Consider the following 17,084-nt stretch of genomic DNA (forward strand, 5'->3'; position numbering starts at 1 on the left):
ATGGTCGGCAGAGCATGAAAAAAGTGCTGTCATCCGGCAAGGGCCAGATCACTTATGCGTGATCCGGCAGGCCTTTTTCGATGCAGCGGATCAGCAAACGGGTCTTCTTGTTCTCTTTCTCCTGGCGCGCGGCCAGGGTCGCCAGCGCCCATTCGATGTGTTCGGCCACCATGGGCTCGGCGCCGGGAAGCGCCTGCTGCAGGGCCGCCATGGCATCGCTGCTGGCCGGGCCGTTGCCAAGCGCCACCGCCAGGTTGCGGCGCCAGCGTTGATAGCCGATGCGGCGAATGGGGCTGCCTTCGGTGTGCTTCAAAAATGCCGCCTCCGACCACTGCCAGAGGTCGAGCAGGGGTGGGCGGTGCAGATTGGGGCGGGGGCTGAAGTCGGGCTCTGGGCTCGCATCCGCATAACGGTTCCAGGGGCAGATGAGCTGGCAGTCGTCACAGCCATAGATGCGGTTGCCCATCAGCGGCCTGAACTCTTCCGGGATGGGGCCGTCGTTCTCTATGGTGAGATAGGAGATGCAGCGCCGCCCATCCACTACATAGGGGGCTATGATGGCGCCGGTGGGGCAGATGTTGATGCAGGCCACGCACTTGCCGCACTGCTCTTTTTCCACCGGGGCATCGACGGGGAGCGGCAGGCTGACCAGCAGCTCCCCGAGAAAGAAGAAGGAGCCGGCCGACTCGTTGAGCAGCAGCGAGTGCTTGCCCACCCAGCCCAGCCCAGCCTTGGCCGCCAGGGGGCGCTCCAGTATGGGGGCCGAATCGACGAAGGGGCGCCACTCCCCCGTGGTTTCCTGCGTGGATGGCAACAGCGCCTGGCAGCGCTGCTCGATACGCTCCCCCAGCTGCTTGAGCCGGTTGCGCAGCACCTTGTGGTAGTCGCGCCCCAGGGCATAGCGGCTGATGTAGCCCAGGGTGGGGTCCTTCAGCGTGGCGGCAAAGCCCGCCTCGAAGGGGAGATAGTTCATCCGCACCGACAGCACCCGCAGGGTGCCCGGCAGCAGCTCCTGGGGCCGGGCCCGCATCATGCCGTGGCGCGCCATGTAGTCCATGGTGCCGTGATGACCCGCATCCAGCCAGGCCTGCAATCTGGGCTCCTCGAGGGCGAGATCCGTGTCCGTGATGCCGACCTGGTCAAATCCTAGCTCCCGTGCCCAGAGCTTGATATCGTGGGCCAGTTGCGCGAGTTCGGCGGCCGTCATTGTGTCTCACCTGCCTGCTGGCAGCGGCATGGCGCCCGCAGCACTGAGGGTGACGAGGGCCGTGCGCCGTCATGGCACGCCATATGCCAGGCCAGGAGTCGGGCCAGTGGATGATGAAGGTGGGGAGCCATCATGGTACAGGTTATCGAGGACGCTATCGGCAAAAAACAAGGCATCAGTCTAGCACAGCCCCTGTGGCGGGCCGAACAGATCCGCAAGATGGAGCAGTGCTGGGCCGAGCGTGAGGGGCAAGCCCTCTACGCCCTGATGGAGCGGGCCGGCGCCGCCCTGTGCAGCTATGCCCGCCATCACTGGCCCCAGAGTCACCACTGGTGGATCTTCGTCGGCCCGGGCAACAACGGGGGGGATGGCTATGTGCTGGCCCGCCTCGCCCGCCGACTCGGCCTCGAGCCCCTGGTGATAGCCGCCCGGGCGCCAGGCCTGCTCAGAGGGGACGCCAGGCGGGCCGCCGACGAGTGGCTGGCGGCGGGGGGAGAGGTGATGATGGCCGATGCGCTCGAGGGGGCGCAGCTCCCTCCGCCGGATCTGGTGATAGATGCACTGCTCGGCACCGGTGTCCAGCTCCCCCTCTCCTCGCCAATGACAAAGATCGTCGCAACAATCAATGGCTTGAATGCTCCGGTTCTGGCGGTGGATCTCCCCTCCGGGCTCAATGCCGACACCGGCCGCGCCATGGGGGCCCTGGTACGTGCTACCCGCACCCTCAGCTTCATCGGCATCAAGCAGGGCATGCTCACCGCCGACGGGGTGGACGGCGTCGGCCAGCTCGACTGGGATCCCCTCGGGGTGGTGCCTGAGGCCGACCTGGTGCCCGCCGCCGAGCGCCTGGATTATCCCCGTATAAAGAACCTGCTGACTCCCCGTTCCCGCTCGGCCCACAAGGGCAAGCACGGCAAGGTGCTGCTGGTGGGGGGCAACCTGGGGATGCAGGGGGCCATACTGCTGGCGGGGCAGGCCTGCCTGCGGGCGGGGGCGGGTCTGGTGCGACTGTGCCAGCACCCGGACTCTCCCCCCGCCAGCCTGGTGCAGCCCGAGCTGATGGGATGCCCGGCCGGGAGTTACGAGGGGTGGGCCACGGTGCGGGTTCTGGGGCCCGGGCTCGGTCAGGATGAGTGGGGAAGGGCCCAGTTCGAACACTACCTCAGTGCCAGTCTGCCCTTGGTATTGGACGCCGATGGATTGAATTGGCTGGCGCAGGCACCCCGTCATCAGGATAATTGGGTGCTCACGCCCCACCCCGGGGAGGCGGCCCGCCTGCTGGGCTGCGCCGTCGCCGAGATCGAGGCGGATCGCTTCGCCGCCGTTTCCCGGCTGCAGCAGCGATACGGCGGCGTGGTGCTGCTCAAGGGGGCGGGCTCGCTCATCTGCGATGGCCAGTGCATCAGCCTCTGCGATGAAGGCAATCCCGGCATGGCCAGTGGCGGCATGGGGGATCTGTTATCTGGTATAATCGCCGCCCTCCTGGCCCAGGGCTGGTCTGCCGGCATGGCCGCGCGACTGGGGGCCGTGATCCACGCAGAGGCCGCCGATCTGGCCGCCGCCGAGGGTGAGCGGGGCATGTTGGCATCGGATCTGCTGCCCTGGATCCGCCGTCTGGTCAATCCGACACCGTAACAAGTAACAAGAAGAACATGGCAAAAACCTTGATGATGACACTGCCGGACGAGGCAGCAACTGTGGCACTGGGTGGCCGTCTGGCGCAGGCGTGCCAGCAGGCCACTACCGTATTTCTGCACGGCGCCCTCGGGGCCGGCAAGACCACCCTGACCCGCGGCTGGGTGCAAGGGCTTGGCCATCAAGGCAAGGTCAAGAGTCCTACCTATACACTGGTGGAGCCCTATGAACTGGCCGACTGGCAGGTCTATCACTTCGATCTCTATCGACTGGCGGATCCGGAAGAGCTGGAATTCATGGGCATTCGGGACTATTTCGGCGCCGACACCCTCTGTCTGGTGGAGTGGCCGGAGAAAGGGGAGGGCTGGCTGCCATCCCCCGATCTCGAGATTACCCTGACGTATGTGAACGAGCAGCGCGAGGCCCTGATTGCGGCCCGCACTGCTATTGGCGAAGCCATTCTGGAACGGTTGTCATCTCAGTGCGCTTGATCCTTGTTATTGCCCTCTCCCTGATGGCCTTACCCTCCTGGGCGAATCAGCTCAAGAGTGTGCGGGTCTGGCCATCGCCGGATAACACCCGGGTGGTGCTCGACATGAGCAGCGCCCCCAATTTCAACTACTTCACCCTGAGCGGCCCGAGTCGCCTGGTGATCGATCTCAAGGGGGCGAGCAACGCCGCCAACCTGGCTCGCATCGAGAACAAGAGCGAGCTGGTGCGCAAGATCCGCGAGAGCACGCCCCTTGAGAAGGGCAGTATGCGTCTGGTGCTGGATCTCAGCTCCGCCATCAAGCCGGTGGTGTTCCCGCTGGCACCGGCCGGCCCCTATGGCCATCGCCTGGTGATCGATCTGCCCTATGAAGAGAAAGGGGGCGCCACGGCGCAGCCCGCTCCCGTCGGCGGCCAGGGCAAGGCCATCGTCATCGCCATCGATCCGGGCCATGGCGGGGAAGATCCCGGCTCCATAGGCCCGCGCCGCACCTACGAGAAACGGGTGACCCTGTCGGTGTCCCAGAAGCTGGCGGCGCTGATCGACCGCGAGCCGGGCATGCGTGCCGTGATGACCCGTCGTGGTGACTACTTCGTCGACCTCAACAAGCGCTCCGAAATCGCCCGCAAGGCCAAGGCGGATTTGCTGGTGTCCGTGCATGCGGACAGCTTCCACAACTCGACGCCGCGCGGCGCCTCGGTCTGGGTGCTGTCGACCAATCGCGCCAACCGCGAGATGGGTAGCTGGCTGGAGAAGCAGGAGAAGCAGGGGGAACTGCTGGGCGGCGTCGGCAAGGTATTGGCCGAATCCGACCCCAATCCCTATCTGGCGCAGACCTTCCTCGATCTCTCCATGGACAAGTCCAGGGCCGAGGGCTATGAGGTGAGTCGCCAGATACTGCGCTCCATGGGACGGGTTGCCCGGCTGCATAAGAAGGCACCGGAGCACGCCAGCCTGGCGGTGCTCAAGGCGCCGGACATCCCCTCCGTGCTGGTGGAAACCGGCTTCATCTCCAACCATGCGGAAGAGAAGCTGCTGGCCACTGCCAGCTACCAGGATCAGCTGGCCCGGGCCATTTTCGAGGGGATCCGCAGCTACTATCGCAGCCACCCGACCAAGGGCCCCATGATGACGGGCAAGGGGCAGCGAGTGGCCAGCGCCAGCCAGCCAGCGGCGAAAATGGTGGCGGTCGCCCCCGCGCCCCGGCAGCAGGTGACCAACCGGATGCCGGCGACAGTGCCGAGCCGCAGCAGTGATGGCGGCGCCCCGGTCAGCAGCGTCGGCAGCGCCTCCGGTGCCGGGGTGATCAAACCCTACAAGGTGGCGGCCAAGGAGCCGAGCGTGCCGGTCGCAAGCGTGCAGAGCGATGACAAGTCCCAGATGATCCGCCACGTGGTCACCCGCGGCCAGAGCCTCTCCCGCCTCGCCGAGAAGCACGGCGTGAGCCAGGCGCGGCTGGTGGAGATCAACAAGCTCAAGTCACGGGATATCCAGATAGGGCAGGTGCTCTATATCCCGAAATAAATGGGTTGTTTTAGTGATTGTTCGGGTGGATAGCCCATCGAAAACACGGTTGTCGTTGGGTTAACCCCCTCCCAGCCTCCCCCTTCAAAGGGGGGGAGTCTTGTGCTCCCTCCCCTTATGAAGAGGAGGGCTGGGTGAGGTTGATGTGTTCATCTTTTCCATGTTGGGCTTCGCTCAGCACCAACCTAGATCCCCAAGGTTAAAAAGCAGGAGTCAGCCATGCCGATCCGTATATTGCCTCCTATCCTGGCCAACCAGATTGCTGCCGGCGAGGTGGTGGAGCGGCCCTCCTCGGTGGTGAAGGAGCTGGTGGAAAACAGCCTGGATGCGGGGGCCGACCGGGTCGAGATCGACATCGACAAGGGGGGCGCCAAGCTGATCCGCATCCGTGACAACGGCAGCGGTGTCGCCAGGGACGAGCTGGTGCTGGCGCTGTCGCGGCACGCGACCTCCAAGGTGGCGACTCTGGATGACCTGGAAGGGATCAACAGCCTCGGCTTTCGCGGCGAGGCGCTCGCCTCCATCAGCTCTGTCTCCCGTCTCACCTTCACCTCCCGCACTGCGGAGCAGTCCGAAGCCTGGCAGGCCGAGGCGCAGGGACGCGAGATGAGCGTCACCGTCAAGCCGGCAGCCCACCCGGTGGGCACCACTGTAGAGGTGGTGGATCTCTTCTTCAATACGCCCGCGCGACGCAAGTTCATGCGCAGCGAGAAGACAGAGTTTGCCCACATCGACGAGCTGGTGCGCCGCATCGCGCTCTCCCGCTTCGACATCACCCTGATCCTGCGTCACAACGGCAAGGTGGTGCGCCAGTACAAGGCCGCCAATACGGTGCCTGAGCAGGAGCGCCGCCTCGCCGCCGTCTGCGGCACCCCCTTCATGCACCACGCGCTGGCGGTGGAGAGCGAGCACAGCGACGTGCGTCTGTGGGGCTGGCTGGCGCTGCCCGCGGGGGCCAGACCGCAAAACGATCTGCAATATACCTATGTGAACGGCCGCATGATGCGCGACAAACTCATCAACCACGCCATCCGCCAGGCCTATGACGAGCTGCTGCCTGCCGGCAGCTTCGCCGCCTATGTGCTCTACATAGAGCTGGATCCCCGTCAGGTGGATGTGAACGTCCATCCCGCCAAGCACGAGGTGCGTTTCCATCAGGCGCGGCTCATCCACGACTTTATCTTCCAGGCGCTCTTTACCGCCCTGCGCCGGGAAGGGGCGGGAGCCAGCGAGCAGGACGAGCCGCTGGCCGAGAGCCTGGTCGAGCTGCCGACCAGCCCGCAGATCGAGTATCCCGGCCAGGCGCCACGCCCCGAGTGGTATGGCGCCGAGCACAGCTATAGAGCCCCCGCCCAGACGCGGGATGGCGGTGCCGTGCGCGAAGGTGCCGGCCGCGCGGGCAACTACCAGCCCCCCGAGCCCCCCAGCCGGGAGGCGATGCGCGGCATGGGCGCCCTGCTCACCACATTGCCGGTGGTGGGGGAGGCGTCTCAGGCTGCTCCCGTCACCCCGGCCGGTCCGTCGCCCCAGGGGACTCGCGCCCTGACCCTGGTGGAGCAGGCCTATCTGCTGATCGAGCGGGAGGGACAACTGGCGCTGCTCTCCCTGGTGCGGGCCGAGCGGGTGCTGCTGCGCCACTGGCTGCTGGAGACCTGGGGCCAGGGACTGGCGGCGCAACCCCTGCTGCTGCCGGTCTCCTTCAAGCTGCCAAAGAACCTGATTGCGCTGGCGGAGGAGCAGGAACGTTTGCTCAAACGCATGGGGCTGGAGTTGAAAAGCGGGGGGCGCGACACCATGATCCTGACTCGGGTGCCCGCCTTGCTGCGCCAGACCGATCTGGTACGCCTCTTACCCGAATTGCTGCAATTGATCGAGAGCGGATCTGACAGTGATGCCGACCAGCAGGCTGAAGTACTATGCCAGTGGCTGGTGGAGCAGGGGATAAGCACCGAGAAAATATATGATTTTTCAACGGCCAGCCGGCTGCTGACGGAACTTGTGACCGATTACGGTGACCAACTGGCAGACATTCGCATGGTGCGCCCTCTGTCGTTGGCGGCCGTGCTGGAGGGGTTTGCACGGGGCGATTGAACCGCCGGGGCTGACCTCTTCAATCCATTGAACGCTATTTGCATGGTACGCCTCCCGACGGGGCGACCGTGCCAGAGGAACATGAAAGTGGCTGACTTGCCGACTGCAATTTTTCTGATGGGGCCGACGGCCTCCGGCAAGACGGATCTCGCCATCGCTCTGTGTCAGGCCCTGCCCTGCGACATCATCAGCGTGGACTCCGCGCTCATCTATCGCGGCATGGACATTGGCACCGCCAAGCCGACTGCCGCCGAGCTGGCCCAGGCCCCGCATCGCCTGATCGACATCCTGGATCCGGCCATGAGCTATTCGGCGGCGGATTTCTGCCGCGATGCCCTGCGCGAGATGAAAGAGATCGCCGACCGCGGCCGCATCCCGCTGCTGGTGGGGGGCACCATGCTCTACTTCAAGGCGCTGCTGGAGGGGCTCTCTCCGCTGCCCTCCGCCAATCCGGCCATTCGCGCCGAGATTGAGGCAGAGGCCGCTCGCCTCGGCTGGCAAGCCCTGCACGATGAGCTGGTGCGCATCGATCCTGTGGCCGGTGCCCGCATCCACCCCAACGACCCTCAGCGGCTCAGCCGGGCGCTCGAGGTTTATCGCATCAGCGGCAAGACCCTCACCGAGCTGACCCAGGTGCAGGGGGAAGGCTTGCCCTACCGGGTGCACCAGTTTGCCATTGCCCCCTCCGATCGCGCCGTGCTGCATCAGCGTATCGAGCTGCGTTTCGACAAGATGCTGCAGGGGGAGTTCGAACAGGAGGTCAGGGCGCTCTATGAGAGGGGTGATCTTCACCCGGATCTGCCAGCTATTCGTTGCGTTGGCTACCGCCAAATGTGGGACTACCTGGCAGGGGAAGTGGGATATGATGAGATGCGTTATCGTGGCATCGTGGCCACCCGTCAGCTGGCCAAGCGCCAGATGACCTGGTTGCGTGGCTGGCCCGACCTGACCTGGTTGGAATCTGGTGAGTCTGGCAATGTGGCCAGGGTGGTCGCCCGAGCTGGTGCGGCTTGACACTCCCTGTATAATCAGGTTGTTATATTGATATCCGGTGTTTAAAAACAACAAACTATAAGGAAAAGAAAGATGGCTAAGGGGCAATCTCTCCAAGACCCGTTTTTGAATGCGCTGCGCCGTGAGCGGATTCCTGTTTCTATCTATTTGGTGAACGGCATCAAACTGCAGGGTCAGATCGAATCGTTTGACCAGTTTGTCATTTTGCTGAAGAACACCGTGAGCCAGATGGTCTACAAGCACGCCATTTCCACCGTGGTGCCGGCCCGTGCCGTCAACCATCACCAGCACGCCCCGGGCGCCGCCGGTGAAGAGCAGGGTGAAGCCGAGGCGTGATATCCCGCGGCGAGCCCACTCGCCAACTCAGAATCATCATGATACCTGTCAAGGAGCAAGCGCTTGTTTGACCGTTACGAAGCTGGTGAACAGGCCGTTCTGGTACATGTCAACTTCAGCGATGAGGGTGAGCGGGAGGATCTGGACGAGCTCAAGATGCTGGTGAGCTCGGCCGGGGTCAATGCGCTGGGGGTGATCACCACCAGTCGCAGCGCGCCCAGTGCCAAATATTTTGTCGGCAGCGGCAAGGCGGAAGAGATCGCGTCCCAGGTCCAGATGCTGGGTGCGGACGTGGTCATCTTCAACCATGCCCTGACTCCTGCCCAGGAACGCAACCTGGAGCGTCTGTTCCAGTGCCGTGTGGTGGACAGGACAGGCCTCATCCTCGATATCTTCGCCCAGCGCGCCCGTACCCACGAAGGCAAGTTGCAGGTCGAACTGGCCCAATTGCGACATCTTTCTACTCGCCTGGTGCGAGGCTGGACCCACCTCGAGCGTCAGAAGGGCGGCATAGGTCTGCGCGGCCCGGGTGAAACCCAGCTTGAAACCGACCGACGCCTGCTGCGAGAGCGCATCAAGGCGATTTTGCGTCGGCTCGACAAGGTGGCGAAGCAGCGGGAGCAGGGCCGTCGCGCCCGTAACCGCAACGAGGTGCCGACCGTGTCGCTGGTGGGCTACACCAACGCCGGAAAGTCCACTTTGTTCAACCAACTTACAGATGCCAGCGTGTATGCTGCCGACCAATTGTTCGCAACTCTGGATCCCACGCTGCGTAAATTGGTGATCCAGGATGTGGGTGATGTGATCCTGGCGGATACAGTTGGATTTATTCGGCACTTGCCCCATGATCTGGTCGCGGCCTTCAAGGCGACGCTGCAGGAGACCCGCGAAGCGGACCTGCTGCTGCACGTCGTGGACTGTGCCGATGAGCAGATGCAGGAGAATGTCGATTCGGTGCAGACCGTTTTGGCCGAGATCGAGGCGGACGACCGTCCCCAGCTGATGATCTGCAACAAGATCGACAAGCTGACCGATCGTCCGGCCGGTCTGGAGCGGGATGACGAAGGGCGCCCGCAGCGGGTCTGGCTGTCGGCCCAGACTGGTGAAGGCAGTGAATACCTGTTCCAGGCCCTGACCGAACTGCTGGCCGGATCCATGGTCCATCACACCCTGCAGTTGCCGCCCTCGGCCGCGAGATTGCGCAGTGCGCTCTATCGGCTGAAAGGCATCGAGCAGGAAGGTTTCAGCGAGGAGGGGGATTTTGTCCTGGAGGTACGCTTGCAGCTTGCCGACTGGAACCGCCTCATGAAACAAGAAGGTGAGAGTTTACAACGCTTTATCAGGCATTGATCCGGCGATGAAGACAGACTTCGTCAAGGGTTGATGGCCCGGTAGAGATGATATCCATCCGCATGTATTAATGGAGACGCTGATGGCTTGGAATGAGCCTGGTAACAACGGCAAAGACCGTGACCCTTGGGGGAACAACGGCAAGAATCAGGGACCCCCTGATCTGGATGAGATGCTGCGCAAGGTGAGCCGTCGTTTCGGTGGCCTGTTCGGTGGTGGCAAATCGGGTGGTGATGTGGGCAAGTTTGGCCTCTCCATCGCCTTGGTGGTGGCCGTGGTGGTGTGGGTCGTCAGCGGCTTCTACACCATTCGCGAAGCCGAGCGGGGCGTGGTGCTGCGTTTTGGGGAGTACTCCCATAACGTGGATCCGGGTCTGCGCTGGAAGCCGACCTTCATCGATCGGGTGATCCCGGTGGATGTGGAATCGGTGCGCTCCCTGCCTGCCTCCGGCTTCATGCTGACCCAGGACGAGAACGTGGTCCGGGTCGAGATGGACGTGCAGTACCGCGTGGTCGATCCCGAGCAGTATCTGTTCAGCGTCACCAATGCAGACGAGAGTCTGAGCCAGGCCACCGACAGCGCCCTGCGCTACGTGGTGGGTCACACCAAGATGGATGATGTCCTGACCACGGGTCGGGAAAAAGTCCGTCAGGAGACCTGGCAGGTGATCGATGGCATCATAGAGCCCTACCAGATGGGTCTGCAGATCGTCGACGTCAACTTCCTGCCGGCGCGTCCGCCGGAAGAGGTGAAAGACGCCTTCGATGACGCCATCTCCGCCCAGGAAGATGAACAGCGCTTCATCCGTGAAGCGGAAGCCTATGCCCGTGAAGTCGAGCCCAAGGCCCGTGGTCAGGTCAAGCGTCTGGAACAGGAAGCCGAAGGCTACAAGTCCCAGATCGTGCTGAAGGCCAAGGGTGAAGTCGCGCGCTTCAACGAGCTGCTGCCCCAGTACCAGTCCGCCCCCGAGTTGACTCGTGAGCGTATCTACCTGGAAACCATGGAAGAGCTCTATCAGCAAGCCAACAAGGTGCTGGTCGACATGCCTGCTGGCAACAACAGCATGATCTACCTGCCGCTCGACAAGCTCTCCGGCAAGGCAAATGCCGTGCAACCGGCGGGTCCGGCGGGCACACCTGCGGTGGAGCCGGCCCAGCCGTCCAACGAAGGGGCCAATTCCACTCCGACCCCGCTGCGTGGCGGTGATCGTTTCAGCACAGGGAGAAACTAATAGATGAAGAAAATAGCTATTGGTGTCATCGCTGTGGCCGCCATGGTCTGCTTCTCTTCCGTCTTCATCGTCGATGAAGGTCAGAAGGGCATAGTGGTGCAGTTTGGCAAGGTGAAGCGGGTTGACTCCGGTGAGCCCCGCCTCTATGAGCCGGGCCTGCACTTCAAGGTGCCGCTCATCGACCAGGTTCGCAAGATGGATGCCCGCATCCAGACTCTGGAAGGCCAGGCGGATCGCTTCGTCACCTCAGAGAAGAAAGACCTCATCATCGACTCCTACGTGAAGTGGAAGATCGAGGACTTCTCCAAGTACTACCTGGCAACAGGTGGTGGCAACAAGATCCAGGCCGAAGACCTGCTCAAGCGCAAGATCAACAACGGTCTGCGTTCCGAGATCGGTAACCGCACCATCAAGGACATAGTCTCCGGTGAGCGCAGTACCGTGATGGAAGATGCCCTGATGAAGATGGCGCGCTCCTCCGAGCTCGGCATCAAGGTGGTGGATGTGCGCATCAAGCAGATCAACCTGCCGGTGGAAGTCTCCAGCTCCATCTATCAGCGGATGCGTGCCGAGCGGACTGCGGTAGCCCGTGAGCACCGCTCCCAGGGCCGCGAGCAGGCCGAGATCCTGCGTGCCGACATCGACCGCAAGGTCACCGTCATGATCGCCGACGCCGAGAGTAATGCGCGTCAGCTGCGTGGTGAAGGGGATGCCGAAGCCGCCAAGATCTATGCCGACAGCTACAAGAAGGACCCCGAGTTCTTCAGCTTCGTGCGTAGCATGGAGGCCTATCGCAAGAGCTTCGCCGGCGGCAACGACCTCATGGTCCTGAAGCCTGACAGCGAGTTCTTCCGCTACCTCAAGTCGCCTCACGGTGACAAGCAGTAAGCAGGCATAGCGCCATAACCCAAAGGGCCTGATGATTCAGGCCCTTTTGCTTGATGAGACAAGGGCCCAGAGGGTAGGAGGAGTCATGCTGGCAGCCATCTTGATGGGAGTGGGGCTATTGCTGCTGTTCGAGGGGCTGGGCCCCTTGCTGGCGCCTAGGGCCTGGCAACAGATGCTGAGACTGATGAGCGATCAGCCGCCGGAGCAGCTGCGTCGCATCGGCGGTTGTCTGGTGGTGGCGGGGGCCGTCATCCTCTGGGCGCTGGCCCATTGAGCAGTCAATACAGCGCCTGAGAGCAAAACGCAGACCATAAAAAAAGAGGCCTATGGCCTCTTTTTTTATGGATGCTGACACATAGGCTCAGGCGCTGCGCTGTACCGCCATCTGGGCCAGGGTCTCCAGCGCCTGCCTGTGCTGGGAGTCCGGCAGGATGGCGAGGGCGGCAATGGCCTTGTCGGCCTCTTCCCGGGCCCGCTCGCGGGAGTACTCCAGGGCACCGGTGCGATCCAGGATGGCCAGGATGCGGTCGAGATGCTCCATGCCGTTGCGGTGCTCGATGGCGTCGCGGATGAGCTGACGCTCTTCCGGGGTGCCCACGGCCATGGCGCGCAGCAGCGGTAGGGTGGGCTTGCCTTCGGCCAGGTCGTCACCGACGTTCTTGCCCATCTCATCGCTCTGGGAACAGTAATCCATGACGTCGTCGATGATCTGGAAGGCGGTACCCAGGTACTTGCCGTAGTCGGTCATGGCCTGCTCGACGGGCTCGGGCTGATGGGTCAGCACGGCGGCGAGGCGGGTGGCGGCTTCAAACAGCTTGGCGGTCTTGCAGTAGATGACCGTCATGTAGCTCTCTTCCGTGGTGTCCGGATCGTTGCAGTTCATCAACTGCAGCACTTCCCCCTCGGCTATGGTGTTGGTGGCATCCGACAGGATCTCCATCACCCGCAAGTTGGAGAGCTCGCTCATCATCTGGAAGGAGCGGCTGTAGAGGTAGTCACCGACCAGCACGCTGGCGGCGTTGCCGAACAGCGCATTGGCGGTCTCCCGGCCGCGGCGCAGGTCGGATTCATCGACCACGTCGTCGTGCAGCAGGGTAGAGGTATGAATGAATTCGATGATGGCGGCGAGCTTGAGATGGTCCTGACCTTGGTACCCCAGTGCGCGGGCGGCCATTACCGTCAGCATGGGGCGCATCCGTTTTCCGCCTGCACTGACAATGTAGAAACCCAGTTGGTTGATCAGGCTGACATCGGACTGGAGTCTGGCCAGGATCAGTTCATTGACCGCCGTCATGTCGGCGGCACAGAGCGCACGGATAGTCTGTTGGTCCATAAGTCTCGTAACGTGACGGCAGCAATTACTGCGTTTTTAGCAATGGCGGGGATTCTACACGATTTCACAATGGGTTACAGTTAAGCGTTTATTCACGGCGGCAGATATGCGCACAAAATAAACTTTTTGCTAAATTGGCCTTGCCTAGGCAAATCGTTCTGCGTAGAATGCCCGCCCATTGTTATAGGTTTTTGCGCGTGTCTGGCCTTGAGCAAAAGACACGCCTTTACGGAGTTAATCAAATGTACGCGGTATTCCAAAGCGGCGGAAAACAACACCGTGTGGCCGAAGGTCAAATCGTTCGTCTGGAAAAGCTGAACGTTGAGACTGGCGCTACCATCGACTTCAACGAAGTTCTGATGGTTGCTGCAGGCGACACTTTTAAAGTAGGTGCTCCTTTCGTTGAAGGTGGCAAGGTTGTAGCTGAAGTTGTGGCTCACGGCCGTGGCGAGAAAGTGACTATCGTCAAGTTCCGTCGTCGTAAGCACCATCGTAAGCAAGCGGGCCACCGTCAGTGGTTCACTGAAGTCAAAATCACTGGCATCAGCGCTTAATTAGAGGAGTCCGATAAATGGCACATAAAAAAGCTGGCGGTTCATCCCGCAACGGTCGCGATTCTGAAGCTAAACGCCTTGGCGTTAAGCGTTTCGGCGGCGAAACAGTTCTGGCAGGCAGCATCATCGTTCGTCAACGTGGTACCAAATTCCACGCTGGCACCAACGTTGGCCTGGGCACGGATCACACCCTGTACGCGAAAGCGACTGGCAAGATCCTGTTCGAAGTTAAAGGTCCGCTGAATCGTAAGTACGTCAGCATCGTTGCTGAGTAATTACGGACCGCAAGGATCCGAAGCCCCGCCAACAGGCGGGGCTTTTGTTTTTCTGATGAGTTTGACGAAAAAACGGCACGCGGATGAGCCGGCGCAGACGGGCCTCATCGGCCAGTTGCGTCTCGCCCCAAGGGGCCTGTACCACTATAATTGCGTATCGGTTTTTCGAATTAAGGTGACGGTTACCTATGAAGTTTGTTGATGAAGTCCAGATTCGAGTCGATGCCGGTGACGGTGGTAACGGTTGTGTGAGCTTTCGCCGTGAAAAGTACATCCCGAACGGTGGTCCGGACGGCGGTGATGGTGGTGACGGCGGCGATGTCTATCTGATCGCCGACGAGAACCTGAACACCCTGATCGACTACCGTTTCGAACGTTTCCATGCCGCCGAGCGTGGCGAGAACGGCCAGAGCGCCAACTGTACCGGTCGTCGCGGCAAGGATCGCACCCTGCGCGTCCCGGTCGGTACCCGAGCCAGCGATGAAGATACCGGTGAACTGCTGGGGGATCTGACCACCCACGGCCAGAAGCTGCTGGTCGCCAAGGGCGGTTTCCACGGCCTTGGCAACACCCGTTTTAAGAGCTCGGTCAACCGCGCCCCCTATCAGAAGAGCAACGGCACCCCGGGGGAAGTTCGCACCCTGAAGCTGGAGCTGCTGCTGTTGGCGGACGTCGGCATGCTGGGTCTGCCCAACGCGGGCAAGTCCACCTTCATTCGCGCCGTCTCTGCCGCCCGCCCGAAAGTGGCCGACTATCCCTTCACTACCCTGGTGCCGAATCTGGGTGTGGTGCGTGGGGAGAACTCCCGCTCCTTCGTGATAGCCGATATCCCGGGTCTGATCGAAGGTGCCGCCGAAGGCGCCGGCCTCGGTATCCGCTTCCTCAAGCACCTAGAGCGTTGCCGCGTGCTGATCCACCTGGTGGATATCTGCCCGGTTGACGGTTCCGATCCGGCTGAGAATGCCGTGACCATAGTCCGGGAGCTGGAGAAGTACAGCCCCGAGCTGGCAGGCAAACCGCGCTGGCTGGTGTTCAACAAGATGGATCTGATCCTGGAAGAAGAAGCCCAGGAAGTGATGGACAGAGTCAAGGCCGCGCTGGCCTACGAAGGCCCTGTCTACCAGATCACCGCCATCAGCAAGGAAGGCACCAAGAAGGTCTGCTACGACATCCTGGATCTGCTGGACACCATGCCCCGTCAGCTGGAAGCCGATGCCAAGGCCGCCATCGAGAAGGTGGAGTTCAAGTGGGACGACTACCACAAGAACCAGCTGGCCCAGGCCGAGGCGGAAGCCCTGGCGGCCTCCAAGGCCTTCGATGAGGCGCTGGACGAGGACGACGACTGGGATGACGAAGACGACGACGGCGTCGAAGTGATCTACGTACGCGACTGAGACACTCTCTCGTGACAAGACCGGAGCCCCGACAGGCTCCGGTTTTTTTTATGGGAGGATCGACGGGATCACCATATAGATATATTTCTCATGCCACTTATTGCCTGCCAACCGCAACTGATTATACTGCGCCCCTGAACGTAACCAATTTGAAACATTATGCTAACCTGTCAAACTGAATTGATATGCATGACTGTTTTGGTTTGTTCTTATGGATGGTTCGCCTGATAAAATATTTATGCTTGAAATAATCCATTAAAAGCTTGTTTGTGCAGTTTTTTGGGTTATTCTTGCGCCCGTTTGCCGGGCGAGGGCATGAATATGCAGGCTGCCTGGCTGAAGGAAAAGTCATATTTAAGGCTGTCTATCATGTTGGAAAAGACCCTGGAAGCACCGGCGATCCATACTCGCCGCAACGTGCTGATGTTTTTGATCCCGTCGCTCATCGGGATCCTGCTGTTCATGACTCCCGTCATCTATGACGGCAATGTCACCATCCCCGTCGCCGTGCTGGCGAAGCTGGTACAGACGGTGTTCGCCGACTATCTGGTGGCCATGGTCAGCGCCATCATTACCACCACCATGCTGATGACGTTGATCGCCTGGTTGTTCAAGCCGGCGATCCTGGTGAGACGCCCCTTCCTCAACAGCCTGTTCAACGTCTCCCCCTTCTGGGCCTGCGTGCGGGTACTGGGGGGCCTCTTCGTGCTGCTGACCTTCTTCGAGGCCGGTCCCGAGGTGCTGCGTTCCGGGGCTACCGGTGGCCTGGTGCTGCACGATCTGCTGCCGGTGCTGTTCTCCGTCTTCATCTTCGCCGGCTTGCTGCTGCCGCTGCTGCTGGACTTCGGTCTGCTGGAGTTTGTCGGCACCATGATGACCCGCATCATGCGCCCTGTGTTCCGCCTGCCAGGTCGCTCCGCCGTGGATTGCTTCGCCTCCTGGCTGGGGGATGGCAGCGTCGGCATCCTGCTCACCAGCAAGCAGTACGAGGGCAAGTTCTACACCCAGCGTGAAGCCGCCGTCATCGGCACCACCTTCTCGGCTGTCTCCATCACCTTCTGTCTGGTGGTGATCTCCCAGGTGAAGCTGGAGCATATGTTCGTCCCCTTCTACCTGACCGTCTGCCTGGCCGGGGTGGTGGCCGCCATAGTGGTGCCGCGCCTGCCCCCGCTCTCCTGGAAGAAGGATGTCTACAGCGACGGCACTCCCCTGTGCCGCAAACAGGAGGCCATTCCCCATCAGCACAGCGTGCTGAGCTATGGCTATCAGCGGGCCCTGGCCAAGGCCGACAGCATGACGGATCTCGGCGCCGTGGCGCGGGAAGGGGTGAAGAACGCCCTGGACATGGTGTTTGGCGTGCTGCCGGTGGTCATGGCGATCGGGACCTGTGCCCTGATGCTGGCCGAGCACACTCCCATCTTCAACTGGCTGGGCGCCCCCTTCGTGCCCTTGCTTGAGCTGCTGCAACTGCCGGAGGCCGAGGCGGCGTCCAAGACCATCATGGTGGGCTTCGCCGACATGTTCATCCCGGCTGTGCTGGCCTCGACCATAGAGAGCGACATCACCCGCTTCGTGATCGCCGCCATGTCGGTGACCCAGCTCATCTATATGTCGGAAGTGGGCGCCCTGCTGCTGGGCAGCAAGATCCCGGTCAAGCTGTGGGAGCTGTTCGTCATCTTCCTGCTGCGCACCCTGGTCACCCTGCCGGTCATCGCCGGCGTGGCGCACCTGCTGTTCTAAGGGGCTGCCTGGAGATGAAAAA

General features: G+C 61.8%; 16 protein-coding genes. 14 read left to right on the forward strand and 2 right to left on the reverse strand.

Annotation, left to right across the window (positions count from 1 at the left end):
• Window positions 1-52 precede the first annotated feature (52 nt).
• Window positions 53-1,207, reverse strand: a complete 1,155-nt coding sequence (gene queG, locus Aeroheme_RS04035) for a tRNA epoxyqueuosine(34) reductase QueG (protein WP_411166726.1) — start codon at window positions 1,205-1,207, stop codon at window positions 53-55.
• Window positions 1,208-1,339: 132 nt separating this feature from the next.
• Here queG and Aeroheme_RS04040 point away from each other — a divergent pair, with 132 nt between their 5' ends.
• From Aeroheme_RS04040 to Aeroheme_RS04085, 10 genes are all read left to right on the forward strand, one after another.
• A complete protein-coding gene (locus tag Aeroheme_RS04040; protein ID WP_411166727.1) occupies window positions 1,340-2,842 on the forward strand; it encodes an NAD(P)H-hydrate dehydratase in 1,503 nt (500 codons plus the stop codon).
• Window positions 2,843-2,859: 17 nt separating this feature from the next.
• Window positions 2,860-3,333, forward strand: a complete 474-nt coding sequence (gene tsaE, locus Aeroheme_RS04045; RefSeq protein WP_041206351.1) for a tRNA (adenosine(37)-N6)-threonylcarbamoyltransferase complex ATPase subunit type 1 TsaE — start codon at window positions 2,860-2,862, stop codon at window positions 3,331-3,333.
• Window positions 3,324-4,856, forward strand: coding sequence for an N-acetylmuramoyl-L-alanine amidase (locus tag Aeroheme_RS04050; protein ID WP_411166728.1), 1,533 nt, complete (start codon window positions 3,324-3,326; stop codon window positions 4,854-4,856). Before tsaE ends, Aeroheme_RS04050 begins: the two co-directional genes overlap by 10 nt.
• 219 nt (window positions 4,857-5,075) lie before the next feature.
• Entirely contained in the window at window positions 5,076-6,947 is a 1,872-nt protein-coding gene (mutL, locus tag Aeroheme_RS04055) for a DNA mismatch repair endonuclease MutL (RefSeq protein WP_411166729.1), read from the forward strand.
• An 81-nt stretch (window positions 6,948-7,028) separates the two neighbouring features.
• Window positions 7,029-7,961, forward strand: coding sequence for a tRNA (adenosine(37)-N6)-dimethylallyltransferase MiaA (gene miaA / locus Aeroheme_RS04060; protein ID WP_290030273.1), 933 nt, complete (start codon window positions 7,029-7,031; stop codon window positions 7,959-7,961).
• Window positions 7,962-8,033: 72 nt separating this feature from the next.
• A complete protein-coding gene (hfq, locus tag Aeroheme_RS04065) occupies window positions 8,034-8,297 on the forward strand; it encodes an RNA chaperone Hfq (protein WP_011704864.1) in 264 nt (87 codons plus the stop codon).
• A 63-nt stretch (window positions 8,298-8,360) separates the two neighbouring features.
• Entirely contained in the window at window positions 8,361-9,647 is a 1,287-nt protein-coding gene (gene hflX, locus Aeroheme_RS04070; RefSeq protein WP_139435032.1) for a ribosome rescue GTPase HflX, read from the forward strand.
• An 82-nt stretch (window positions 9,648-9,729) separates the two neighbouring features.
• On the forward strand, window positions 9,730-10,878 hold the full coding sequence (hflK, locus tag Aeroheme_RS04075; protein WP_411166730.1) for an FtsH protease activity modulator HflK: 1,149 nt from the start codon (window positions 9,730-9,732) through the stop codon (window positions 10,876-10,878).
• Window positions 10,879-10,881: 3 nt separating this feature from the next.
• Window positions 10,882-11,766, forward strand: coding sequence for a protease modulator HflC (gene hflC / locus Aeroheme_RS04080; protein WP_106885927.1), 885 nt, complete (start codon window positions 10,882-10,884; stop codon window positions 11,764-11,766).
• Window positions 11,767-11,851: 85 nt separating this feature from the next.
• Window positions 11,852-12,040, forward strand: a complete 189-nt coding sequence (locus tag Aeroheme_RS04085) for a DUF2065 domain-containing protein (RefSeq protein ID WP_411166731.1) — start codon at window positions 11,852-11,854, stop codon at window positions 12,038-12,040.
• An 87-nt stretch (window positions 12,041-12,127) separates the two neighbouring features.
• Here Aeroheme_RS04085 and ispB read toward each other — a convergent pair whose 3' ends face one another.
• A complete protein-coding gene (gene ispB / locus Aeroheme_RS04090; protein ID WP_234568380.1) occupies window positions 12,128-13,099 on the reverse strand; it encodes an octaprenyl diphosphate synthase in 972 nt (323 codons plus the stop codon).
• A 242-nt stretch (window positions 13,100-13,341) separates the two neighbouring features.
• On the opposite strand from ispB, the gene rplU reads away from it, so the two are divergent.
• From rplU to Aeroheme_RS04110, 4 genes are all read left to right on the forward strand, one after another.
• On the forward strand, window positions 13,342-13,653 hold the full coding sequence (rplU, locus tag Aeroheme_RS04095; protein ID WP_005304210.1) for a 50S ribosomal protein L21: 312 nt from the start codon (window positions 13,342-13,344) through the stop codon (window positions 13,651-13,653).
• A gap of 17 nt (window positions 13,654-13,670) precedes the next feature.
• Window positions 13,671-13,928: a 50S ribosomal protein L27 gene (rpmA, locus tag Aeroheme_RS04100; RefSeq protein ID WP_005311678.1), complete on the forward strand. Its 258-nt coding sequence runs from the start codon at window positions 13,671-13,673 to the stop codon at window positions 13,926-13,928.
• A gap of 188 nt (window positions 13,929-14,116) precedes the next feature.
• The gene (cgtA, locus tag Aeroheme_RS04105) at window positions 14,117-15,322 is read left to right on the forward strand and encodes an Obg family GTPase CgtA (protein ID WP_005327243.1); all 1,206 of its coding nucleotides are present in this window, start codon (window positions 14,117-14,119) and stop codon (window positions 15,320-15,322) included.
• A gap of 369 nt (window positions 15,323-15,691) precedes the next feature.
• The gene (locus tag Aeroheme_RS04110; RefSeq protein WP_025328120.1) at window positions 15,692-17,062 is read left to right on the forward strand and encodes a YjiH family protein; all 1,371 of its coding nucleotides are present in this window, start codon (window positions 15,692-15,694) and stop codon (window positions 17,060-17,062) included.
• Window positions 17,063-17,084: the final 22 nt, after the last annotated feature.

The sequence above is a fragment of the Aeromonas sp. DSM 116730 genome, assembly GCF_046581335.1.
GTDB lineage: Bacteria > Pseudomonadota > Gammaproteobacteria > Enterobacterales > Aeromonadaceae > Aeromonas > Aeromonas rivipollensis.

Coding starts and splice junctions, on each gene's coding strand:
- queG (WP_411166726.1), bottom strand. CDS start 1,207: ATGACGGCCGCCGAACTCGCGCAACTGGCCCACGATATCAAGCTCTGG.
- Aeroheme_RS04040 (WP_411166727.1), top strand. CDS start 1,340: ATGGTACAGGTTATCGAGGACGCTATCGGCAAAAAACAAGGCATCAGT.
- tsaE (WP_041206351.1), top strand. CDS start 2,860: ATGGCAAAAACCTTGATGATGACACTGCCGGACGAGGCAGCAACTGTG.
- mutL (WP_411166729.1), top strand. CDS start 5,076: ATGCCGATCCGTATATTGCCTCCTATCCTGGCCAACCAGATTGCTGCC.
- miaA (WP_290030273.1), top strand. CDS start 7,029: ATGAAAGTGGCTGACTTGCCGACTGCAATTTTTCTGATGGGGCCGACG.
- hfq (WP_011704864.1), top strand. CDS start 8,034: ATGGCTAAGGGGCAATCTCTCCAAGACCCGTTTTTGAATGCGCTGCGC.
- hflK (WP_411166730.1), top strand. CDS start 9,730: ATGGCTTGGAATGAGCCTGGTAACAACGGCAAAGACCGTGACCCTTGG.
- hflC (WP_106885927.1), top strand. CDS start 10,882: ATGAAGAAAATAGCTATTGGTGTCATCGCTGTGGCCGCCATGGTCTGC.
- Aeroheme_RS04085 (WP_411166731.1), top strand. CDS start 11,852: ATGCTGGCAGCCATCTTGATGGGAGTGGGGCTATTGCTGCTGTTCGAG.
- ispB (WP_234568380.1), bottom strand. CDS start 13,099: ATGGACCAACAGACTATCCGTGCGCTCTGTGCCGCCGACATGACGGCG.
- rplU (WP_005304210.1), top strand. CDS start 13,342: ATGTACGCGGTATTCCAAAGCGGCGGAAAACAACACCGTGTGGCCGAA.
- rpmA (WP_005311678.1), top strand. CDS start 13,671: ATGGCACATAAAAAAGCTGGCGGTTCATCCCGCAACGGTCGCGATTCT.
- cgtA (WP_005327243.1), top strand. CDS start 14,117: ATGAAGTTTGTTGATGAAGTCCAGATTCGAGTCGATGCCGGTGACGGT.
- Aeroheme_RS04110 (WP_025328120.1), top strand. CDS start 15,692: ATGTTGGAAAAGACCCTGGAAGCACCGGCGATCCATACTCGCCGCAAC.